General features: G+C 73.4%; 15 protein-coding genes. 11 read left to right on the forward strand and 4 right to left on the reverse strand.

Annotated elements, in window-relative coordinates:
- Nucleotides 1–21: 21 nt before the first annotated feature.
- The 5 genes from A6A08_RS24000 to A6A08_RS24020 all read left to right on the forward strand — a co-directional run bounded on the left by A6A08_RS24000 (nucleotide 22) and on the right by A6A08_RS24020 (nucleotide 6,394).
- Nucleotides 22–1,740: a thiopeptide-type bacteriocin biosynthesis protein gene (locus A6A08_RS24000; protein ID WP_073704898.1), complete on the forward strand. Its 1,719-nt coding sequence runs from the start codon at nucleotides 22–24 to the stop codon at nucleotides 1,738–1,740.
- An 835-nt stretch (nucleotides 1,741–2,575) separates the two neighbouring features.
- Nucleotides 2,576–3,118, forward strand: coding sequence for a hypothetical protein (locus A6A08_RS28330; protein ID WP_073704899.1), 543 nt, complete (start codon nucleotides 2,576–2,578; stop codon nucleotides 3,116–3,118).
- Entirely contained in the window at nucleotides 3,115–3,627 is a 513-nt protein-coding gene (locus tag A6A08_RS24010; RefSeq protein WP_073704900.1) for an ATP-binding protein, read from the forward strand. The genes A6A08_RS28330 and A6A08_RS24010 overlap by 4 nt, the downstream gene beginning before the upstream one ends.
- A gap of 386 nt (nucleotides 3,628–4,013) precedes the next feature.
- On the forward strand, nucleotides 4,014–5,831 hold the full coding sequence (locus A6A08_RS24015; protein WP_073704901.1) for an acyl-CoA dehydrogenase: 1,818 nt from the start codon (nucleotides 4,014–4,016) through the stop codon (nucleotides 5,829–5,831).
- A 98-nt stretch (nucleotides 5,832–5,929) separates the two neighbouring features.
- Nucleotides 5,930–6,394, forward strand: coding sequence for an ATP-binding protein (locus A6A08_RS24020; protein WP_073704902.1), 465 nt, complete (start codon nucleotides 5,930–5,932; stop codon nucleotides 6,392–6,394).
- A gap of 89 nt (nucleotides 6,395–6,483) precedes the next feature.
- Here the strand turns inward: A6A08_RS24020 and A6A08_RS24025 are convergent, their stop codons facing one another.
- Nucleotides 6,484–6,714, reverse strand: a complete 231-nt coding sequence (locus tag A6A08_RS24025) for a ribbon-helix-helix domain-containing protein (protein WP_073704903.1) — start codon at nucleotides 6,712–6,714, stop codon at nucleotides 6,484–6,486.
- Between the two features lie 41 nt (nucleotides 6,715–6,755).
- Nucleotides 6,756–7,544, reverse strand: coding sequence for a GNAT family N-acetyltransferase (locus tag A6A08_RS24030; RefSeq protein ID WP_073704904.1), 789 nt, complete (start codon nucleotides 7,542–7,544; stop codon nucleotides 6,756–6,758).
- Nucleotides 7,545–7,708: 164 nt separating this feature from the next.
- Here A6A08_RS24030 and A6A08_RS24035 point away from each other — a divergent pair, with 164 nt between their 5' ends.
- Complete coding sequence (locus tag A6A08_RS24035) at nucleotides 7,709–8,548, forward strand: SDR family oxidoreductase (RefSeq protein WP_073704905.1); 840 nt, start codon at nucleotides 7,709–7,711, stop codon at nucleotides 8,546–8,548.
- A gap of 43 nt (nucleotides 8,549–8,591) precedes the next feature.
- On the opposite strand, the gene A6A08_RS24040 is transcribed toward A6A08_RS24035, so the two are convergent.
- Together A6A08_RS24040 and A6A08_RS24045 are read right to left on the reverse strand one after the other, a co-directional pair.
- Complete coding sequence (locus tag A6A08_RS24040) at nucleotides 8,592–9,029, reverse strand: TIGR03668 family PPOX class F420-dependent oxidoreductase (protein ID WP_073704906.1); 438 nt, start codon at nucleotides 9,027–9,029, stop codon at nucleotides 8,592–8,594.
- Between the two features lie 223 nt (nucleotides 9,030–9,252).
- Complete coding sequence (locus A6A08_RS24045) at nucleotides 9,253–10,539, reverse strand: nitrate/nitrite transporter (protein ID WP_073704907.1); 1,287 nt, start codon at nucleotides 10,537–10,539, stop codon at nucleotides 9,253–9,255.
- 564 nt (nucleotides 10,540–11,103) lie between these two features.
- On the opposite strand from A6A08_RS24045, the gene A6A08_RS24050 reads away from it, so the two are divergent.
- The 5 genes from A6A08_RS24050 (at nucleotide 11,104) to A6A08_RS24070 (ending at nucleotide 19,939) form a co-directional block, all read left to right on the forward strand.
- Complete coding sequence (locus A6A08_RS24050) at nucleotides 11,104–11,481, forward strand: hypothetical protein (protein ID WP_073704908.1); 378 nt, start codon at nucleotides 11,104–11,106, stop codon at nucleotides 11,479–11,481.
- Between the two features lie 611 nt (nucleotides 11,482–12,092).
- The gene (locus A6A08_RS24055) at nucleotides 12,093–13,316 is read left to right on the forward strand and encodes a WD40 repeat domain-containing protein (protein WP_242422850.1); all 1,224 of its coding nucleotides are present in this window, start codon (nucleotides 12,093–12,095) and stop codon (nucleotides 13,314–13,316) included.
- A gap of 169 nt (nucleotides 13,317–13,485) precedes the next feature.
- Nucleotides 13,486–15,624 (forward strand): WD40 repeat domain-containing serine/threonine protein kinase, encoded by a 2,139-nt coding sequence (locus A6A08_RS24060; protein WP_073704909.1) that lies wholly within the window; start codon nucleotides 13,486–13,488, stop codon nucleotides 15,622–15,624.
- A gap of 12 nt (nucleotides 15,625–15,636) precedes the next feature.
- Nucleotides 15,637–17,778, forward strand: a complete 2,142-nt coding sequence (locus tag A6A08_RS24065; RefSeq protein WP_073704910.1) for a WD40 repeat domain-containing serine/threonine protein kinase — start codon at nucleotides 15,637–15,639, stop codon at nucleotides 17,776–17,778.
- Between the two features lie 58 nt (nucleotides 17,779–17,836).
- Nucleotides 17,837–19,939 carry an acyl-ACP thioesterase gene (locus A6A08_RS24070; RefSeq protein WP_073704911.1) on the forward strand — a complete coding sequence of 701 codons (2,103 nt, stop codon included), beginning with the start codon at nucleotides 17,837–17,839 and terminating at the stop codon, nucleotides 19,937–19,939.
- Nucleotides 19,940–19,951 lie beyond the last annotated feature (12 nt).

Below are 19,951 nucleotides of genomic sequence, written 5' to 3' on the forward strand. Positions count from 1 at the left end.
CGGCACCAAGGAAGATCCCCCATGACCCGTACCTGGTCGGCCGTGTACGTCCACCTCCACCGCGACCGCGACCGCATCGACGCCTTCCTGCTGGACCACCTGGCGCCGCGCGCGGAGGAACTGGTGGCGCGGGGCAGCGCCAAGGCGTGGTTCTTCCTGCGGTACTGGGACGGCGGCCCCCACCTGCGGGTGCGCTTCCTGGACGCGGACACCGACGCCGTCGACGCGTTCTCCGGGCACATGCGCGCCGCCGCCGCGGAGACCGCCGACGACGCGGTCGCCCTGGACAGCGCCGCCTACTACGCGAACCTGCCGCAGGCCGACCCCGACCGCTGGCACGGTGACGGCGACGTGGTCGGGGCCGTCTACGAACCCGAGACCGCGCGCTACGGCGGCCCCGGGGCACTGGAGGTGTGCGAGGACTTCTTCTGCGTCAGCTCCGCCATCGCGCTCGCCGTCCTGCGCTCCGCGCCGAGGCCGCACCAGCGCCAGGCGGTGGCCGCCGACCTGACGTCGCTGGCCTTCTCCGTGCTCGGGTTCTCCGACGTGGAGGCCGTCCGCCAGGCCCGCGGCTACCACGCCGCCTGGGACTACTCCGCCGAGGTCGCCCGGGGGGACGGCCGCGCCCGCGAGGAGGCCGAGCACCTCTTCCACTCCTCGCCCTCGCGCTGGCTCCAGCGCCGTGCGCGGCTGGAGCGCCTGGTCTCCACCGAGGGCTCCTCCACCCACCACCTGTGGCACCGCGCTCTCAGCGAGACCGTGGTGAAGCTGCGCCGCCTGCACGCGGAGCGGCCGCTCACCAACGACCTCACCCGCATCGTGTGGTCTCTGCTGCACATGCACCACAACCGCATCGGCCTGGACATCGACGACGAGCGCCGTATCGCCTGGCTCCTGTCGCTGGCCTATCCGCGGTGGGAGCCGGCGGGGGACTTCTTCGCACCCGGGGTGGCCTCGCCCGACCGGGCGTACGCGGAGGCGAGCAAGTACCGGACGGCGACCATCGGCGGCGAGCACCTGCCACGGCCGGTACCGCACGAGGAGGAGCTCTCCCCGGCCGCCGCCCCCTCCCGCACGGGCCTTCCGGTGGTGGACCTGCCCGCTCCCGGTCCGCTGACCGCCCCGGTCGGCGACGTGCTGGCCCACCGGTACAGCGCGCACGGCGACTACGGCTCCCGCCTGCCCCTGGCGGACCTGTCCTCCCTCCTGGGACACGCCGCCGGGATCAGCCGTGCCCGCTCCGACGAGCCCGGCCGCCACCGGCCGCCGCGCAACCACCCGAGCCCGGGCGCGGCCTACGCCACGCAGGTGTGGGTGGTCGCCCGGAACGTGGAGGGCCTGGAGCCGGGCGCCTACCGCTACCGCGCCGGGGAGCACGACCTGCTCCGGGCGGACGGCGCCGCGGCCGCCGACGGCCTGGCGGAGCTGTCCCCGTTCCTGCGGGCGTCGGCCGACGGCCGCCCGGGGGCCGTGGCGGACACGGTGGGAGCACTGCTGGTGCTGGTGGGGGATCTGGGAAGGCTGCGCGAGGGGTACGGCCAGCGCGCTCTGCGCCTGCTCCTGCAGGAGGCCGGGCACGTGGCGCAGAACCTGTCCCTGTGCGCGGCGGCGCTGGGGCTGCGGAGCCTGGTGGTGTCGGGGTTCGCCGACGACGCGGTGAACGCCCGGCTGCACCTGGACGGCGTGGACCGGATGGCGCTGACGCTGCTGCCGGTGGGCTCGGAGCCCTCGCCGGCGTAGGTGTCCGGAGCACGGCGTGTCCGGGGCCGCGGCCCTGCCGCGGCACCCGGAAAGCGCCGGATCGGCGTCTCCCCACGCCTCCTGCTCCCGCACCATCGCACTGTGCCCACCGGGCAGGCGGGCGGCAGGAGCACAAACAGGGCACGACAGTCCCGGGAGAGGACTCCCGGGGCGGGATACAGCAGTACTGCGTCTGGCCGTCTGGTGGGCTGGCCGTAACCGTCGCGGGTGTGGAGCAGGAGGTTCCACGCCCGTTGGTCTTGTACCTATAGCGAGTTCGGGCGCCCAAACTCGCTATAGGTACAAGATCAGCAGGTCAGGCGGCAGACCGACGAGGCTTATCAGCCTGCCGCTTGACACAGAAGCGTCACGCCGGCGCACCCCCGCCACCGCCGTACGGGACGCGCGGAACCGGGAGCGGGGGCGCCTGGCGTTCGCGGCCACCGAGCGGACCGTGCCCGTGGACACCCTCGGGAACCACGTCCGACCACCGGTCCCACAAGGGCGGTACTTCCCCACGGGGCGCCTTCCTTTTCCCTGTCCTCACATGACACTGCATGCCTTGAACAAATGACGTCAATTCTGACATCGGGGATCATTAGGGCAGAACAGAAAAGGAATCAAGGGCCCTTTCTCTTACACTCTGACCTGCAACGATGCCGAACTCACGAGATTACTCCGGAGTAACTCGCAGAAAGGTTCGCATCCGCTCCGACCCTGCTCTAATCTGGCAGCGGTCCCACAACTCCATCCACACAGTGACCCCGCGACGGTTAGCTCCGCCCGGGGTCGTGGCCAGCAACCTTCACACCTTTAAGAACAGGAAATTGCCAGCATGCGCAAGTTTAGCGCTGCGGCCCTGATCCGTGCCCTCGGCATGGTCAAGGCCCTCTTCTCCTCCCCCTGCGGACGCCACTCCCGCGTCGTCGGCCGTCGCCGCCGCTCCACCCGGGTCCGCCGCTACGTCCCGGTTCCCGCCCCGGTCGAGGCCGCCGCACCTCCCGCGCGGACCGACCGGGCCCCCGAGCGCCCGAAGCTGCCCTCTCCCGTCCCCGCGGCCCGTCCGGCTCCGCCGAGTGAGCGGTTCCCCGCCGACGACACCGCCCTGGTCCGCCCCTACTACCAGGCCCGGGAGCGCGAACCCGCGCGCGTCCGGACCGCGGCGACCACCCGCCCGGGCCGCTGGACCGGTGGGAACATCCCGCCCTGCGGCGACCTCCTCGCGACCGAACCCGTTCCCGTACCCGCCCCGCGCGCCCCGTCGCCCGCCTGCGAGGACCCCGAGGACTGGCGTACGTTCACCCGCCTCACCCGCGTATGGCTCGACCAGCAGGAACGGCGGACGCAGCGGCACCACCGGCAGGTGGTCCCGGCATGACCTTCCTGACCGCGCCCAAGGCCGCGCGTCCCCTCGTCCTGTGGGAGCACCGCGTCTATCCCGGAAGCCTCGCCCAGCTCGCGCGGGTCCGCGCCGACCTCTCGAGGGACCTGGCCGGTTTCGACGGGAACCTCGTCGAGACCGTGCGGCTGTGCGCGAGCGGGCTCTTCGCCAACTCCGTCGAGTACACCGACTCGGGCGGGCGGGACGGCGAGGTCGTCCGCGCGCTGTCGATGCCGGACGCCGGGACCCTCCGGTTCTCGGTGAGCGACTGCGGTGGAGGCGGTGGGGTCCCGGCCGTCCCGGACGAACGGACGGAGGACGAGTGGAGCCGGGCCGAGGGCCAGCGCGGCCTGCTCCTGGTCGAGAACCTGTCCAGGCGGTGGGGCCACTTCCGGCTCGCGCCCTGGGCGGATCTGGGCACCCACGTCTGGGCCACCTTCGACGTGGAGGCGGGCGCGGCCCCACCCGATCCGCGCCCCTACGTCTTCACCAGCGCAACCGTCTGAACCAGGTGCCCGGTCGGGGGAGACCGAGCACACCGAGGCGGGCTCTCCTTCCGGAGGGAACGGGAGCCCGCCCCTCCGCAGGAGGCCGACCGCCTCTGCCGACGATCGGCCCGCCCTCCAGCGGCGGAAGCCGGGGGTGGCGTGCGGCGGGCCGTCTCCCCCGCCCCCGACCACCCTTCACCTCCCGCTTTGGGAGCGCTTCCATAGGATGTCCCGTATATACCCCCTTCTCAGCCCAAGAGAGCTTCGCCACCCTTTCGTATCCCCTGGGACACAAGTGCCTGCACCCACTGGCGCACGTGGCTACTCGGTAGTAACATTGGCTTGTTACTAGTCGGTAGATCCGCGTGTACAGACACCGCGGCCGGGACACAGCGGAGCTGTCCATGACGCATTACAAGAGCAACCTGCGCGACATCGAGTTCAACCTCTTCGAGGTCTTCAAGCGCCAGGACGTACTGGGCCAGGGCCCCTTCGAGGAACTCGACGAGGAGACCGCCCGCACGATCCTGGACGAGGTCAACCGCCTCGCCACCGGTGTCGTCGCCGAGTCCTTCGAGGACGCGGACCGCAACCCCCCGGTCTTCGACCCCAAGACGAGCACCGTCGCCATCCCCGAGAGCCTGAAGAAGTCCTACCAGGCCTACATGGACGCCGGCTGGTACAACCTCGACCTCCCCCAGGAGCTCGGCGGCCTCGGTGCCCCCCGCTCCCTGGTCTGGTCCGCCGCGGAGCTGATCCTCGGCTCCAACCCCGCCGTCCACATGTACTCGGCCGGTCCCGGCTTCGCGAGCATCCTCTACGCCGAGGGCAACGAGAAGCAGAAGGAGTTCGCCAAGCTCGCCATCGAGCGCGGCTGGGGCGCCACCATGGTCCTGACCGAGCCGGACGCGGGCTCGGACGTCGGCGCGGGCCGCACCAAGGCCGTCGACCAGGGCGACGGCACCTGGCACATCGAGGGCGTGAAGCGCTTCATCACCTCGGCCGAGCAGGACATGACCGAGAACATCTTCCACCTGGTGCTCGCGCGCCCCGAGGGCGCGGGCCCCGGCACCAAGGGCCTCTCCCTCTACCTGGTGCCCAAGTTCCTGGTCAACGAGGACGGCTCCCTCGGTGAGCGCAACGGCGCCTACGTGACCAACGTCGAGCACAAGATGGGCCTCAAGGCCTCCACCACCTGCGAGCTGACCTTCGGCGACAAGCACCCCGCCATCGGCTACCTCGTGGGTGACAAGCACGACGGCATCCGCCAGATGTTCCTCATCATCGAGTACGCGCGCATGATGGTCGGGACGAAGGCGATCGCCACCCTGTCCACCGGCTACCTCAACGCCCTGGAGTACGCCAAGGAGCGCGTGCAGGGCAACGACCTGGCCGGGGACAAGAACTCCCCCAAGGTGACCATCACCCACCACCCGGACGTGCGCCGCAGCCTCATGACGCAGAAGTCCTACGTGGAGGCCATGCGCGCCCTGGTCCTGTACACCGCCACCCAGCAGGACGAGATCCAGATGGCCCACCACGCGGGCCAGGACGTCACGGAGCTGGAGGCGATGAACGACCTCCTCCTGCCGATCGTCAAGGGCGTGGGCTCCGAGCGCTCCTACGCGCTGCTCGCCGAGTCCCTCCAGACCCTGGGCGGCTCCGGGTTCCTGCAGGAGTACCCGATCGAGCAGTACATCCGCGACGCCAAGATCGACACCCTCTACGAGGGCACCACCGCCATCCAGGCCCAGGACTTCTTCTTCCGCAAGATCGTGAAGAACGGCGGCCAGGCGCTGGGCAAGCTGGCCGGTGAGATCAAGGCCTTCGCGCAGAGCGACGCGGGCAACGGCCAGCTCAAGGAGGAGCGCACGCTGCTCCTCGAGGCGACCGAGAACGCCGAGAAGATCGTCGAGCTCATGGTCGGCCACGCGATGGGCTCCGCCGAGGACAAGCGCGAGCTGTACAAGGTGGGCCTGAACTCCACCCGCCTGCTCATGGCCTTCGGTGACGTCGTCCTGTCCTGGCTGCTGCTGCGCCAGGCCGAGGTGGCCCTGAACAGCCTCGACGGCGCCACCGGCGAGGACAAGGACTTCTACACCGGCAAGATCGCCGCCGCGCGCTTCTTCACCGAGCAGTTCCTGCCCCGCATCGCCGCCGAGCGCCGCGTCGCCGAGGGCGTCACCCTGGACCTGATGGACGTTCCCGAGTCCGCCTTCTAGGGCACACCGGGTCCCACGACGGGCGGGACGGCCTCCGGGCCGCCCCGCCCGTTTCACATGTGCGGCCCGCCAGGGCGCCGGGACCCGACAATGGGGGGATGGACCGTCCGGAGATGGCGCTCTTCGTGGGGCTGCAGGCGTCGGGCAAGACCACCTTCTACCGCGCCCGCCTCGCGGCCACCCACCTGCACGTCAGCAAGGACGACTTCCCCAACGCCCGCAGGCCCCAGCGACGTCAGATGCGCATGGTGCACGAGGCGCTGGGCGCGGGGCTCAACGTGGCCGTCGACAACACCAACCCCTCCCCCGAGGAGTGGCGGCCGCTCATCGAGGCCGCCCGGGAGCACGGTGCGCGGGTGGTCGGCTACTGGTTCCCCCCGGACCTGCCGCTCACCCTGGAGCGCAACGCGGCGAGGCGGGGACGGCACCGGGTTCCCGACGTGGGTGTGTACGCCACGAGGAAGCTCCTGCGCCGCCCCAGCCGGGCTGACGGCTTCGACGAGGTCCACACGGTCGTCTCCGACGGCTCCGGCGGGTTCACGACGCGGCAGGACCGGCCGTGACCGCGCTCAGGCGCCCGGGCAGCGTCGGAACACCCAGCACGCCTTCCGTGACCACACGGGCCGAGAACCCTTCCGTGCGGACCCCTCGGTCAGCCAGGGCTTTCCCAGGCCTCTTCCATGGCACAGGGATCAGCGAGGTCCGCGAAGGTCCCGGCGAAGCGGGACAGGTCCTCGACCGTCACCGAACCGCCACGGAACCGAGCCGTGCGTTCAAGCACACGCCTCAGGTACTCGCTCCGGGACAGGCCCTGCCTTCTCGCGTCCGCGTCGATCGCGGCCACGACACCGTCGGGCACGTGGCGAACCAGAACGTCGGCCATGCGCGCACCTTCCGTCCACATCCGATGACACCACCATGCGCTCAGGCGCCCGGCGGGGTCCAGACGTAGGGGGTCGTGGTGGTCACCGCCTCGAAGCCCAGGCGGCGCAGAACGGGCGCGCTGTCGTCGGAGGCGTCCACCTGGAGGTAGCGGACGCCGCGGGCGGCGGCGATGCGCGCGCGTGCGGCCACCAGCGCGCGGTAGATCCCCTTCCCCCGCCATTCCGGCAGTGTCGAACCGCCCCACAGCCCCGCGAACTCCGTCCCCTCCCGCATCTCCAGCCACGCGGCGGAGACCACCTCGCCGTCGGCCTCGGCCGCCATGACGACCGTGCCGTCCGGATCGGCGGCGATGCGGGCGGCGAGTTCACCGGCCAGCCAGCCCCAGTCCCGGCCCCACACCCGCGACTGCATGCCGGCGATCCCGCGCAGTCCCGCGTCCTCCTCCACCCTGCGCAGGACGACGCCGGCGGGTGGATCCGAGGCGGCGACCGCGCCGGTCCGGCCGATCATGACGGTCTCGCGCTCCTCCGGTACGAACCCCGCCGCGCGGAGCCGCTCGGGCAGGTCCCCGGGCAGGTCGTGCCCGTACGTCTTCCACTCCACCGCTTCACCCCGCGCGGCGAAGCGGTCGCGCTGCCGGGCGATCAGCCGGTCCAGCTCCTCTCCGCGCGCCCCCGTGTCGGGCGGCGTGAAGACGAGTCCCCGGCGCCGGCCGACCAGGCACGTCACCGGGCCGTCGCGTTCGACCCGGACCCCGGCCGGGAGGTGCGGGGGCGGGACCCGTGTCTGCTCGTCATGGGCCGCGAGCAGGCCGTCGATTCTCGTCACGGGCAGACCCTACGGCCCCCTCGGCCCAGGTCGACCGGTTTTCCGACGCGGCCGCCCCGAGCGGCGCCGGAGGGCGCCGGACCCACGTGTACGGGGGGTCGCCCTGGGTAGCCGCACACCCGAGCACATGCGCCGCCGGAAGGCGCACGGAAGGGGGTACAGGCATGTCACGACCCAACGACGACCGCGTCGAGGGCGCACACGCCTTCGACGACTACGACCGTGTGGCGCTGGTGACCGGCGCGGACAGCGGGATCGGCCGGGCGACCGCGATCCGCCTCGCCCAGGAGGGCTTCGACGTCGGCGTGACCTTCCACCAGGACGAGGAGGGCGTCAGCCGGACCGAGGCCGAGATCCGCGAACTCGGCCGCCGGGTGTCGGTCCGCCGGCACGACCTCACCGATCCCGTGCGGGGCTCGCAGGCCGTCACCGAGCTGATCGAGGACCTCGGGGGCGTGGGCGTGCTGGTCAACAACGCGGGCACCGGCTCCGGGGAGCCCCTGCTGGAGACGGACTACGAACGCTGGCGCGAGGTCCTGTCCGTGGACCTGGACGGCCCCTTCCTCTGCTCGCAGATCGCGGCCAGGCACATGCGCGACGCCGGACGCGGCGGCCGCATCGTCAACATCACCAGCGTCCACGAGGAGTACCCCCGGGTGACCGCGGGCGCCTACTGCGCCGCCAAGGGCGGGGCCAAGCTCCTCACCCGCGTCCTGGCCCTGGAACTGGGGCTGTACGGCATCACCGTGAACGCGGTGGCGCCGGGCGAGATCGCCACCCCCATGACCGGCCAGCACGAGGAGGAACCCGCGCTGGACTCGCGCGCCGGATATCCGGTGTCCCGGCCGGGGCACGCCTACGAGGTGGCCGGGGCCGTGGCCTTCCTCTCCAGGCCGGAGGCGTCCTACGTCACCGGTGCGTCGCTGTTCGTGGACGGGGGCCTGTCGCTGATGGGCCCGCAGGCCGGAGGTGCGCTCCAGGACGCCACCTGGCGCGCGGGGTGACCGCTCGGGCCGTCCGCGTCGGTCGCGGCCCGCACGTCCCGGGTCAGCGCTCCGGCCGGTCGGCCTCCCCCTGGGAGGACCACCCCGACCAGCGGTGGACCTCGACCAGGATGATCGCCTCCCCGGGCGGCTCGGCACGGTACTGGGAGTACCGTTCGGCGAGCCGCTCCCGGGCCTCGCTCCAGGCCGGGCCCGAGTGCTGGACCAGCGCCTCGCCGTCCGCCCGGGCCCACCACAACCGGTCCCAGTCCTCGCTGTACTCGTCGGCGAGCAGCGACACCCGGGGCTCCCCCTCGATGTTGCGCACCCGCTTGAGCCTGTACGTGGTCTTGGGCTTGTGGTCCACGGGGATCGCGACCGTGTCACCGTAGGCCGCGAACACCACGGGCACCAGGTGGGGCCGCCCGTCGTCCACCGTGGCAAGCCTGGCGACGCGGCTCCTCGCGAACCTCTCCCTCGCCTGCTCCGGACTCCACCTCATACGGAGAAAGTCCCACGCGGCCGGAGAGGGCACAAGGGGGCTTGCGGGGTCCGGGGAGCTAGGGAGTGTTTTTTAGAAGGCTTTCGGATCAGCGAGCGGCCGCCCGGACAATCTCTCGCAAGACGAGGTGCGAAGTTCAGCCTGGTCGTGCTTCACGAGCGCAGAGGCGCAGCGAGAGGCAGCCTGGTGGACGCGAGCCCGAAAATGATGCAAAAAACACGACCTAGCCTCGGGAGCGGCGCAGGATGAAGAAGTACAGCACCGCGGTCGCGCACGCCGTGGTCACGCACATCGGCACGAACGCCAGCTGGTAGGACTGCGGCTCGTCCGGCAGCGCCTGCAGGACCACACCGGCCGCCACGGTGCACACCACGGCGGTGGTGAAGCCGCTCATGTTCACCAGGCCGGAGGCGACCCCGGTCCGGCTCGCGGGGATGCCGTCGCGCGCGAAGTCGAAGGAGATCGTCGGCGCCAGGGTCTGCCCCAGAGCGCTGGCCGCCATCACCGTCAGCCCCAGGGCCACGGGGGCTCCGCCGGGCCACGCCACCAGCAGCAGCCAGCCCAGGCTGAGCACCGTCCCCAGGGTCAGGGCCAGCCCCCGGCGCACGCCGGGGTGGCGGCCGATCACGATGCCCGCGACCGGGGCCAGCCACAGCCCGCCCGCGGCCAGCGCCGTGAGGGTGAGGGCGGCCGTGCCCTCGGCGAGCCCCAGGCCGCCCACGAGGAACGGGTAGCCCCACAGCACCATCATCATCGTGAACGGCGCCATGACGGCCGCGTGGTGGGCCATGCCGATCAGCGGTCCGCGTGTGCGCAGCGCCTCCTTGAGCGCGGCCCACACCGGGATCGGGTCGGCGACCGTGGACCGCCCCGCCGCTCCGGCCGGCCGGTCGCGCACGACCACCAGCATCAGGAGGGCCATCAGCGCGGTCAGGGCCGTGGTGGCCAGGAACGCGGCCACCCAGCCGATCCCGCCCAGGGCCCATGCCAGTGGCGCGGCGCTGGCCACCTGGCCGGTTCCGCCGACCACGCCGGTGAGCCCGCTGATGAGGGCGTAGCGCGCACGCGGGAACCACAGGGCGGCCAGCCGGATGACGTTGAGGAACACCAGGGCGTCACCGAGGCCGATGAGGAACCGTCCGGCCACCGCCACCTCGATGCCGGGGGCCAGTGCGAACAGGCACGACCCGACCGTCATCGCCGCCATGCCCATCACGAGCGTGTAGCGCGGGCCGAGCCGGTCGGCGAGCAGCCCGGCGGGCACCTGGAGGAGCACGTACACCAGGAGTTGCAGCATCGGCAGGAGGGACAGCAGCGCGGGGCCGACCTCGAAGCGCGCCTGGGCCTCCAGGGCGGCCACGCCGAGGCCGTTGCGGTGCAGCATCGCCAGGAAGTACCCGCCCACGGCGACGGCCCACACGAGCCAGGCGCGGGCACCGCCCACGGGCTCGGCGGGAGCGGATCCCCCGGACGCGGTAGTCCTGTCACCGGATGTTTCGGTCTGTGCCACTGGGCGACTTCTCTCCGTTTCGTACGACCTCTCCAGTGTCCTCCACGTGGCCGACCGCCTCATACACCGGGGTGAAAGGGAGGGCAAAACCAGACGGAACACCCGTGGCACACGCGGACACGGACCCGGCAAAGCCTGTGTTTGAACGGGTCAAGGGCGCGTAACCTGCACAAAGTCACAGAGAGCGACACCCATCGAGCCAAGAGTCGCCAAACCGGGTGAGACACACGACATCCCGAGTGCAAGCGGACACGTTTTCCCTCACCCCCACCAGCCGAATCCACGATCGGAATATGCGCTCTGACCTGCGGGTTCTCTGTGAGGTGCAGTTGATACGGTTTCGTTAAATGTGATATTGGTCACTTCAGGAAGCCTCGACTACCGGGGGTCAGTTGCTGCTAGCATCCGGAGCGCAAAGAATAACTGCGAGGTAACGACACCGTTCGGGCCTCACCAACTTTGTGGAGGGAACCCGCCAACTGGCGGCGCACCTCGAACCGCGGCGACGTGGCCGCACATGCGGCACAGTCACCACCGCGGCAACCTAGACCAATGGAGACGACCTTGAGTCACTGGCGCCTGAACAATCCCCGGGCCTCCCGGGCGAAGTCGGCCCTCGCCAGGCGAATCAAGCACAAGCCTCGCCACTCCTTCTGCGCCGAGCGCGCGATCACGGCACTGCTGAGGGAACTCGCCTCCCTGACGCCCCGCCAGTTCTACTGGTCGGGTACCTCCGAACTGGCCGTCGTCTCGGTCCAGCGCGATGTCAACGTCTGGTGCCGCGACGGCCAGTTCTTCTGGAACGACCTGTTCCACGGCGGCCCCGTCTCCCACCCCGCGAGCGACCCCGTCGGCGCGGCCGAGCTCCTCAACCCCTTCGCCCGGGGCCCGGAGCCGGTGTACGGACACGGCTCCGTCATCAGCCACACCGTCGCCGCCTGACACCCTTCCGGTGCCCTGGCCTCCCGCCGCCTCCGGGCCGGCCCCACGTGACCCCACGGCACCGGCGACGGCTCCCGCCCGCGTTCGCCGGCCCTGAGTCCGGGATCCGTACCGGCGACGGGAGAAGCCCGTTCCCGCACCCGGCGTCCCCGTGGACGCCCCCGCCCCAGGCGCCTGGCACCGACTCCCGCGCACCGGCAGCACCCGCGTACGCGCGGCGCCCGCGCACCCCGCACGGACGGCGCGGCCCTCCCCACGACCGGCGGCACCCGCGCATCCGGTCCCCTCGCACTGCTCCAAGACGGTCCGACTCACGGGCCCTCACGCCACGGGCCCCGTCCGACGCGGGCTTCCCACGCCATGCCCCTCCGGCGAGGCCTCCGTCCGACGCGGAACCGGTGGGAGGGCAGGCACCCGTCGGAACAGATCTTCCGACCTATGGCACCACATCCCCACAGACGGGCACACAACACCTCCGAACCGCCTGAAGTCGTGCCCCATTCGGCGCGTCCACGGGTTACGGTGACTGCTGACACATCTCCGGGTACACGCACCGGCCCGAACCCCGGCGGGCCGTCCTCGATCACCCCCTGAACCACCTCAGAGGACCCATGCGCCCCCTCAACCCCGGCGAGCCCATCGGACCCCGGGGCTTCCGTCCCAGCGCCCGCCCCGGCTCCGGCGGCGTACCGAACGGCCCCGGCGCGTCCGCCGCCGGCTCGCGGCTCCGGCGGGGACGCCGCGCCCTGCTGCGCACGGCCGCCCTCGCCGGCGTGGTGGTCCTCCTCGCGGGCGCGGGGCTGTACGCCTTCACCGTCCCTCCCCGTGTCCCGGTGGGAACGGCGGACACCGGCGCCGGGGACTGCACCGTGTCCGCCCGGACCGTCCCCGACCGCCTCGCGCCGCCGGACGAGCCCCAGGTCGCCTTCTCCGGCGACGTCCCCCTCAGGATGTCCTTCTCCCCGGACGGCTCCGTCCTGGCCGTCTCCCAGATCGACACGGTGACCCTGTGGGACTGGCAGGAGTCGCGGGCCCTCGCCCGGATCGACCACGAGTCCTCCGCCGTGCCGCCGACTCCCGCGGCCTTCAGCCCCGACGGGTGCCTGCTCGCCTACGGCAGCCTGCACGGAGCCGTCGTCGTCGACCTGGCGACCGGCGGGAGGAGGACCGTCGGCGAGGAGCGGGCCGTACGGTCCGCCACCTTCACCCCGGACGGCTCCTCGCTCGCGGTGGGCGTGCAGAGCGACCCCGACGGCCGGCTCCTGCACCTGTACGACACCGGGACCTGGGAGCTGGAGGACCGGCTGTACGGCTCCGCCACGCTCGGCTCGATCCGGTACTCGCTCGACGGCGGCGTGGTGGCGGGAGGCGAGGACGGCGGCGGTGTCACCGTGTGGAACACCGGCTCCTCCTCCCCGGCGGGCCTGGTCCTGGACCGCGCGGGTGTGGGCGCGGACGCGTTCGACCTCCTTCCGGACGGCTCCGGAGTGCTGCTCATCCGTTCCGGCAGGGTGCTCCTGGTGGATCCTGGGACCGGCGAGGTCGTACGCGAGTACGTCCCCGAGTCCGACGGGGGAGTCCTGGTGGACGTCGCCTACAGCGCCGCGAGCGGCCGGGTGTTCGCGGCCCGCCTGGACCCCGCCGACGGCGCCGGCGACATGGTCGCGTGGGAGTACGGCGCGGCGACCGAGGTGGCCCTGGGCCCGGACCTGCCGAGCGTGTTCCCCATGGCCCTGTCGGTGGACGGTTCGCGGGTGGCGGGCCTGCGGACGGGAACGGGCGACATCGCGGTCTACAACACGGACCTGTCCCTGCTCAACGTGCTCACCGGCTGAGCCGGAGCGCACCGGCCGGGCGGGCACCGCGGGACCCGGCCTCCCCCGCCCCGGATCCGGCCCCGGGGAGCGCCCCCGGACCGCTACATTGGGACATATTCTCACCACCGCCCCGAACCGGTGGGAACAGGCACCCGTCCTCTCCACGCAGTGAGGAACACGTACCGCCGTGCAGCCCCTCGCCCCCGACGACCCCCAGCGCATCGGCCCGCACCGGGTCCTGGCCCGTCTCGGCGCCGGCGGCATGGGCAGGGTGTACCTGGCGCGGACCCCCGACGGCCACCTGTGCGCCCTCAAGGCGGTCAGGGAGGACCTCGCCCACGACATCCTGTTCCGCGCGAGGTTCGCCAGGGAGGTCCGCGTCGCCCAGAGCGTCCGAGGCCCCTTCACCCCCGCCGTCGTGGACGCCGACCCCGAGGCGGACGTGCCGTGGATGGCCACCGAGTACGTCCCCGGCCCCACCCTCAAGGAGGCGGTGGAGGCGGGCGGCCCGTTCCCGGAGCCGTCGCTGCTGGTCCTGGCACTGGGCCTGGCCCGCGCCCTGGAGGGCATCCACGCGGCCGGACTCATGCACCGCGACCTCAAGCCCGGCAACGTGCTGCTCTCCCCGCGCGGCCCGCAGGTGATCGACTTCGGTATCGCCCGCGCCGTCGAGGGCACCGTCCTCACCCGTACCGGCCAGACCTTCGGCACACCGGCCTACACCTCCCCCGAGCAGATCGCCGGCCGGGGCGTCACCCCCCGCAGCGACGTGTTCTCCCTGGCGGGCACGGTGGTCTTCGCCGCCGGCGGCGAGCCCCCCTTCGGCCCCGGCCCGGCCGCCGCCATGCTGCGCCGGGTCATGTCCGGGCATCCCCGCCTGGAAGCGGTCCCCGAGGGCCCGATACGCGACCTGCTCGCCCGCTGCTTCGCCAAGGACCCCCGGTGGCGCCCCGACGCCGAGGAGGTCGGGCGCAGGCTGTCCGAGCTACCGCTGCCCCCGGCCGAGCACGGCTGGCTGCCCTCGCCGGTCACCCGGCAGATCGAGGCGCGCGAGGGCGAGTCCCGAAGGGCCGACGAGGCCGAGCGCACCACCGTCCCGATGGCGGACGCGGAACGGCCGCCGGGCACGGGCGCCACCGGAGCGCGATCCGGCTCCGGCGGCGCCCCCGCGTACACCGCCCCGAGGGACGCCCCGGAGGGCGCCCCGGCCGACCGCGCCGAGCGCCCGTGGTGGCGGCGCCGCGCCACCGCCCTCTCCGCCGCCGCTGCCGTCCTGGCCGTCTGCGCCACCGCCGCCACGCTGTCCGTGGCCAACCCCTGGGGCGCCGTCGATCCCGGCGTCCACATCATGGGCTCCCCCTCCGGTGAACCCTCTCCCTCCGGCGGGCCGTCGGAGGAGGCACCCGAGGCCGGCCTCGAGGGGTGGATCTACGAGGTCGACTTCTCCGCCGACGGCGACACCCTGTACGTGTTCGGGATGTCCCTGTCCGCGTGGGACTGGCGGACGGGCGAGCCCGTCGACGTGTTCGAGCCCGTCCCCGGCGGCGCCCAGATCGGCGCGGACGACCACGTGGCCGCCACCTACAACGACCGGATCCGGGTCTGGGACGGCACCAGCGACAACGAGGTCAACAGCTTCGGCGAGGACAACCGGGGCCTCGGCTTCTACGACACGCCCGCCCTGGCCTCCGACGGGTCCCGGGTGGCCGTGCTCGCCGCCGAGGGCGGCGTCCCGGACGGGGACCGCCTCATCCAGGTCTGGGACGTGGCGTCGGGGACCCCGGAGGCGGAGTTCCCCGTCGACGGCGTCCTCACCCGCCTGAGCTACACCCCGGACGACTCCCTACTGGTCGGGACCGTCATGGAGCCCGGCTACGGGGAGTACGTCGGCGTCGCCGTGTGGAACCCCGCGACCGGCGAGCGGCTCCACCTGTTCGAGGGCGGGGACTCCTACTCCTTCGCGCTGTCCCCCGACAGCCGCACCATGGCGCTCCAGAGCGGGGCGCGCCGGGTCGACGTCGTCGACCTGGCCACCGGCGAGGTCGTCCTCCCCCTCGCCGAGCCCTCCCCCGGGCAGGAGACCGTCACCGGCGTCGGCTACTCCGCCGACGGCGCCAGGGTGTACGCGGGGGACTACGGCTGGGACGACGACCGGGGCAGTGTGTGGGACGCCCGGAGCGGCGAGCTCCTCCGCGACGCCGACGTGATGGTGTACGCCCCCATGGGCGCCCACCCCGGGGACGAGTACCTGGCCACGGTCGCCGACGGCGGCGGGCGCGTGCTGGTCCTCGACTCCGACTACGCCATCGTCAACGAGCTGACCTGACCGGAGGGGCCCATGCGACACCTCGCCCCCGGCGACCCGCGCCGGGTCGGTCCGTACCGGACCGCCGCCCTGCTGGGCGCCGGCGGTATGGGCCGTGTCTACCTGGGGCTGGACCCGGAGGGCGGGTCCGCCGCCGTCAAGGTGGTGCGCGCCGAGTACGCCTACGACCCGCACTTTCGGGAGCGCTTCGCGCGCGAACTCGACCTCGTCCGCCAGGTGCACGGCGCCCACACCCCGCGGGTGCTGGCCGCCGACCCCTCCGCGCAGACGCCCTGGATGGCCACCGAGTACGTGATGGGGCCCTCCCTGCACGACCTCGTGCAGCTCACCGGTCCGCTGCCCGAGCACGCGGTGCGGTTCGCCGCCCGCGGCGTCGCCCAGGCCCTGGAGCGCGTGCACGCGGGCGGGATGGTCCACCGCGACCTCAAGCCCGGCAACGTGATGGTCTCCGCGTCCGGCCCGCAGGTGATCGACTTCGGTATCGCCCGCCTCGTCGGGGAGGAGGGCGGCCGGATCATCGGCACGCCCGGCTACATGGCCCCGGAGGACGTCCGGCGGGAACCGGGCGGGCCGCCCTCGGACGTGTTCGCGCTCGGCGGGCTGGTCGTGTACGCGCTGACCGGCACCGGTCCGTTCGGCGAGGGCCACCCCTCGGCGGTGATGTACCGCATCGCCCACCAGGCCCCGGTGCTCACGGGGGTGCCCGGGTCGCTGCGCGGGCTCGTCGCGGAGTGCCTGGACAAGGACCCCGCACGGCGCCCCGACGCCGCACGGGTGCTCGGCTCCCTGGGCGGGCCCGTCGGTCCCGCGTCCGGTGCCGGGGCCTGGCTGCCTCCGTCGGCCGTCGAGGTCGTGGAGCGCATGGGCCGGGAGTACCGGGAGGCCGTCGAGTCCGCCGGGAGGGAGGGGACGGCGGATCCCACGGGGCCGGAGGGAGAGGGGGACCCCGCCGGGGCCGGGGGGAACGCGGGTCCCGCCGGGCCCGGGGAGACCGCGGGCACCGGTCCCCCTCCGGGGGACGGCCGCCGGCGCCGGAGGCGGCGCCTCCTGGTGTCGGGGGCGGCGGCCGCGCTGCTGCTCACCGTCGGTGTGGGCACGTGGGCGACCGCCGGTCCCGGCGGCGGGGAGGAGGGGCCCTCCCCGGAGGAGCCCGGCCGACGGGAGGTCTGCGACGTCACCGAGCACATCGCCCCCGAGTTCGTCCGGGCCGCCCAGGACCCGCCGAGCCTGCCGTCGACCTCGATGGTCAGCACCGCGTTCTCCGCCGACGGGCGCGTCCTCGCGGCGGGCGGCACCGAGGGGCTGGTGCTGTGGGACTGGCGGGAGGGCGTCGAGACCGCCCGGATCGAGGCGGAGATCGCGCCCCTGGGCGGCGCGCCCGTCCTCAGCCCCGACGGGTGCCGGATCGGCTACGCCGCCGAGGACGGCGCACACGTGTACACCCTCGAGACGGGGGAGCACACGGTGTACCAGGAGGGCACGAAGGTCGGCACGATGGCCTTCTCCCGGGACGGCGGGGAACTGCTGCTGACCGACGCCGGCGCGTTCGACTCGGCCCTGCTCCGGGTCGACCTGGAGACCGACGAGGTCACCGGGCTCTACGAGGGGGTCGGCAGCCCCCACAGCGTCACGGTCTCCCTGGACGGCGCGTACGTGGCCGCCGTCAACCACGCGGGCGCCGTGGGCGTGTGGGACGCCGGGAGCGGGGAGCGCCTCCTGACGGCCGAGGGGGCCGACGCGGGATTCGGCGACAACCTGGAGCTGCCGGGCGACGACGGCGACGTCCTGTACATGACCGAGACCGGGATCGTCCACGAGAACTTCCTCGACGAGGGGGAGCCGCGGGTCTTCGAGCCCGCCGTCGTACCGGAGAACGGGTTGAGCGAGATCGCCCTGAACCCGGCGGCCGACCGGCTGTACGCCAGCTACACCGCCGGCCAGGTGCTCGTCTCGCCGGAGGACCGGGAGCTCTACGGAACGAAGGTGTGGGAGTTCTCCAGCGGGGAGGAGCTGACCGCGCGGGAGGACCGGGAGTACGTCGGCTGGATCACCGTGCACCCCCGGGGCGAGGTCGTCGCGGGCCTGCCCCTGGAGCACGCGCCCCTGTGGATCCTGGACCCCGAGGAGCTGGACCTGGTCGCCAGCATCGGCTGACCCGGCGCCCCGCCCTCCCGCCGCCCCCGTTCCCGCCGCCGTGACACTGTGAGGACCCATGCTCCCCCTCCACCCCCACGACCCGCCCTCCGTGGGCCCCTACCGCCTCCGCGCCCGCCTGGTCGGGGACGCGTACGTGCGCGCCTACCTGGGGGCGGCGACCGGGGAGGGCCCCGTCGCGGTGCGTGTCGTGCGCTCGGAGCACGCCGCCGACCCCCGCTTCCGCGCGGCGTTCGCGCGGATGGTGGAGGACGCGTACGGGTCGGAGAGCCCGTACGTGTGCCGGTTACGCGACGCCGACACCGGCGGCGCGGTCCAGTGGGCGGCGGTGGACCGGCCGCTCGGCCCCGGCCTGGCCGACCTGGTGCGCGCACACGGGCCGCTGCCCGCGGGGGCGCTGCACGGCCTGGCCCTGGCCCTGGCGCGGGGGCTCGCCGACCTGCACGCGGCGGGCCTCGTCCACGGGTCGCCGTGGCCGGAGGGCGTGGTGCTCTCCCAGGAGTCGGCGCTGCTCGCCGACCTCGGCATGGAGTGGGCCCTGGCCGACCTCGGGCAGCGCGCACCGCACCCGTCCTTCGCCGCGCCCGAGGGCGGGACCGCCCCGGCCACGGACGTGTTCGCGTGGGCGGCCACGGTGTCGTTCGCGGCGAGCGGGGTGGAGGGCGCGCCCGGACTCCCCCGGGTCCCGCTCCAGCTGCGCGGGCTGGTGGAGGCCTGTCTGCGGCGGGGGCCGGCGCTGCGGCCCAGCTCCTTTGACCTGGTGCGCATGCTCGGTGGTGACGGGGACCCCGACCCGCGGCCGTGGCCTCCGGAGGTGCTCGCGCTCGTCCGCGAGGCGGCGGGGCGCCAACGTGAGGCCCTGGCCACCGCGGGCACCGGTGGGATGGATGGTACGGACAGGGCGAACGGGCCCGAGGAGACTGGCGAGACCGCTGGTGACGACGATGATGAGGGCGGCGGAACGGGGAGGAGGAACCGGTGGGGGCGCGTCCTGGCACTGTCCGCCGCCGGCCTCGCCCTGGCCGTGGTCGCCGGGGCCGCCGTGCGGGAGTACCGCGAGCCGCCCTCCGGGGATCCGGAGGCCTCCGGGGAGGAGGCCGGCATGATCACCGACGCCGCGTGCGGGGACGGTGTCGGGTACCCGGCACCGGAGGAGGAGGTGGACGGGGAACGGGTGAGCGCGTGGGACACGGCGTTCAGCCCCGACGGGGAGCTGCTGGCCGTCACCGCGTCCGACACCGGGCTCATGGTGTGGGACTGGCGTGAACGCGAGGAGGTCGCCCGGCTCGCGGACGCGGTGCGCCCCGGGGTGGCCCCGGTGTTCGCCCCCGTGGGGTGCATGGTCGCCGCGGTCGTGCCCACCCCCTACGAGGACCAGGAGTACCCGGTGTCGGTGGCGACCACCTTCGACCTGCCGTCGGGGACCACCGTCCGGCACCTGGGCCCGCAGCGGGGGCCGGTGGACGGGGCCTGGCCCGCCCGGCCGCGCGACGCCGGGAGCGTGTCGTTCGGGCCCGGCGGGACGCTGCTGGGCGTGGCCCTGGAGCCGAGCGGGAACGCGGAGGCCCCGAACGTGGGCCTGGTGGACACGCGGACCGGCGAGCAGGCCGGCGCCGTCGCCCCCGCGCTCGCCTCCGAGACGGCGTTCGCGGGCTCCGGGCGCGTGGCCACCAGCGACGGCGGCACGATCACCGTCTGGGACGCGCGGACCGGCGAGGAGCTGCACACCGTGCGCGGGGTCTCCCACCCCGGGTTCGCGGTCGTGCCCGACAGCGACGAGGTGCTCCACCTCGACGGCGACCGGGTCGTGTGGTGGGACTACGCCGAGCGCACCGAGGTGGCGTCCTTCCAGATCCCGGGGTTCGCGGACGCGGAGGACCCGTACTACCTGGGGGCCGAGCTCTCCCCCGACGGATCCAGGGTCTACGCGAGCTGGTTCCGCGTCGAGGGGGGCTTCGCCGACGGCGAGACCCACCACACCAGCCACGTGTGGGACGTGGGGACCGGCGAGGACCTCGCCGCCGGGAACGGGGACGCCGTCCCCTTCATGAGCGTGTCCTTCCACCCCGGGGGCGAGGTGCTGGCCGCGGTCACCCCGCAGGACCGCGTCGTCCTGGTGGATCCGCGGACCCTGGAGGCCGTCGGGCCGCCGCTGTTCTAGGCGGCCCCTCCG

This window comes from Nocardiopsis sp. TSRI0078, assembly GCF_001905145.1.
In the GTDB taxonomy this organism is placed as follows: domain Bacteria; phylum Actinomycetota; class Actinomycetes; order Streptosporangiales; family Streptosporangiaceae; genus Nocardiopsis.

Excerpts from the sequence above, each read along its gene's own strand:
- A6A08_RS24000 (WP_073704898.1), top strand. The coding sequence starts at position 22 with ATGACCCGTACCTGGTCGGCCGTGTACGTCCACCTCCACCGCGACCGC.
- A6A08_RS28330 (WP_073704899.1), top strand. The coding sequence starts at position 2,576 with ATGCGCAAGTTTAGCGCTGCGGCCCTGATCCGTGCCCTCGGCATGGTC.
- A6A08_RS24010 (WP_073704900.1), top strand. The coding sequence starts at position 3,115 with ATGACCTTCCTGACCGCGCCCAAGGCCGCGCGTCCCCTCGTCCTGTGG.
- A6A08_RS24015 (WP_073704901.1), top strand. The coding sequence starts at position 4,014 with ATGACGCATTACAAGAGCAACCTGCGCGACATCGAGTTCAACCTCTTC.
- A6A08_RS24020 (WP_073704902.1), top strand. The coding sequence starts at position 5,930 with ATGGACCGTCCGGAGATGGCGCTCTTCGTGGGGCTGCAGGCGTCGGGC.
- A6A08_RS24025 (WP_073704903.1), bottom strand. The coding sequence starts at position 6,714 with ATGGCCGACGTTCTGGTTCGCCACGTGCCCGACGGTGTCGTGGCCGCG.
- A6A08_RS24035 (WP_073704905.1), top strand. The coding sequence starts at position 7,709 with ATGTCACGACCCAACGACGACCGCGTCGAGGGCGCACACGCCTTCGAC.
- A6A08_RS24040 (WP_073704906.1), bottom strand. The coding sequence starts at position 9,029 with ATGAGGTGGAGTCCGGAGCAGGCGAGGGAGAGGTTCGCGAGGAGCCGC.
- A6A08_RS24055 (WP_242422850.1), top strand. The coding sequence starts at position 12,093 with ATGCGCCCCCTCAACCCCGGCGAGCCCATCGGACCCCGGGGCTTCCGT.
- A6A08_RS24065 (WP_073704910.1), top strand. The coding sequence starts at position 15,637 with ATGCGACACCTCGCCCCCGGCGACCCGCGCCGGGTCGGTCCGTACCGG.
- A6A08_RS24070 (WP_073704911.1), top strand. The coding sequence starts at position 17,837 with ATGCTCCCCCTCCACCCCCACGACCCGCCCTCCGTGGGCCCCTACCGC.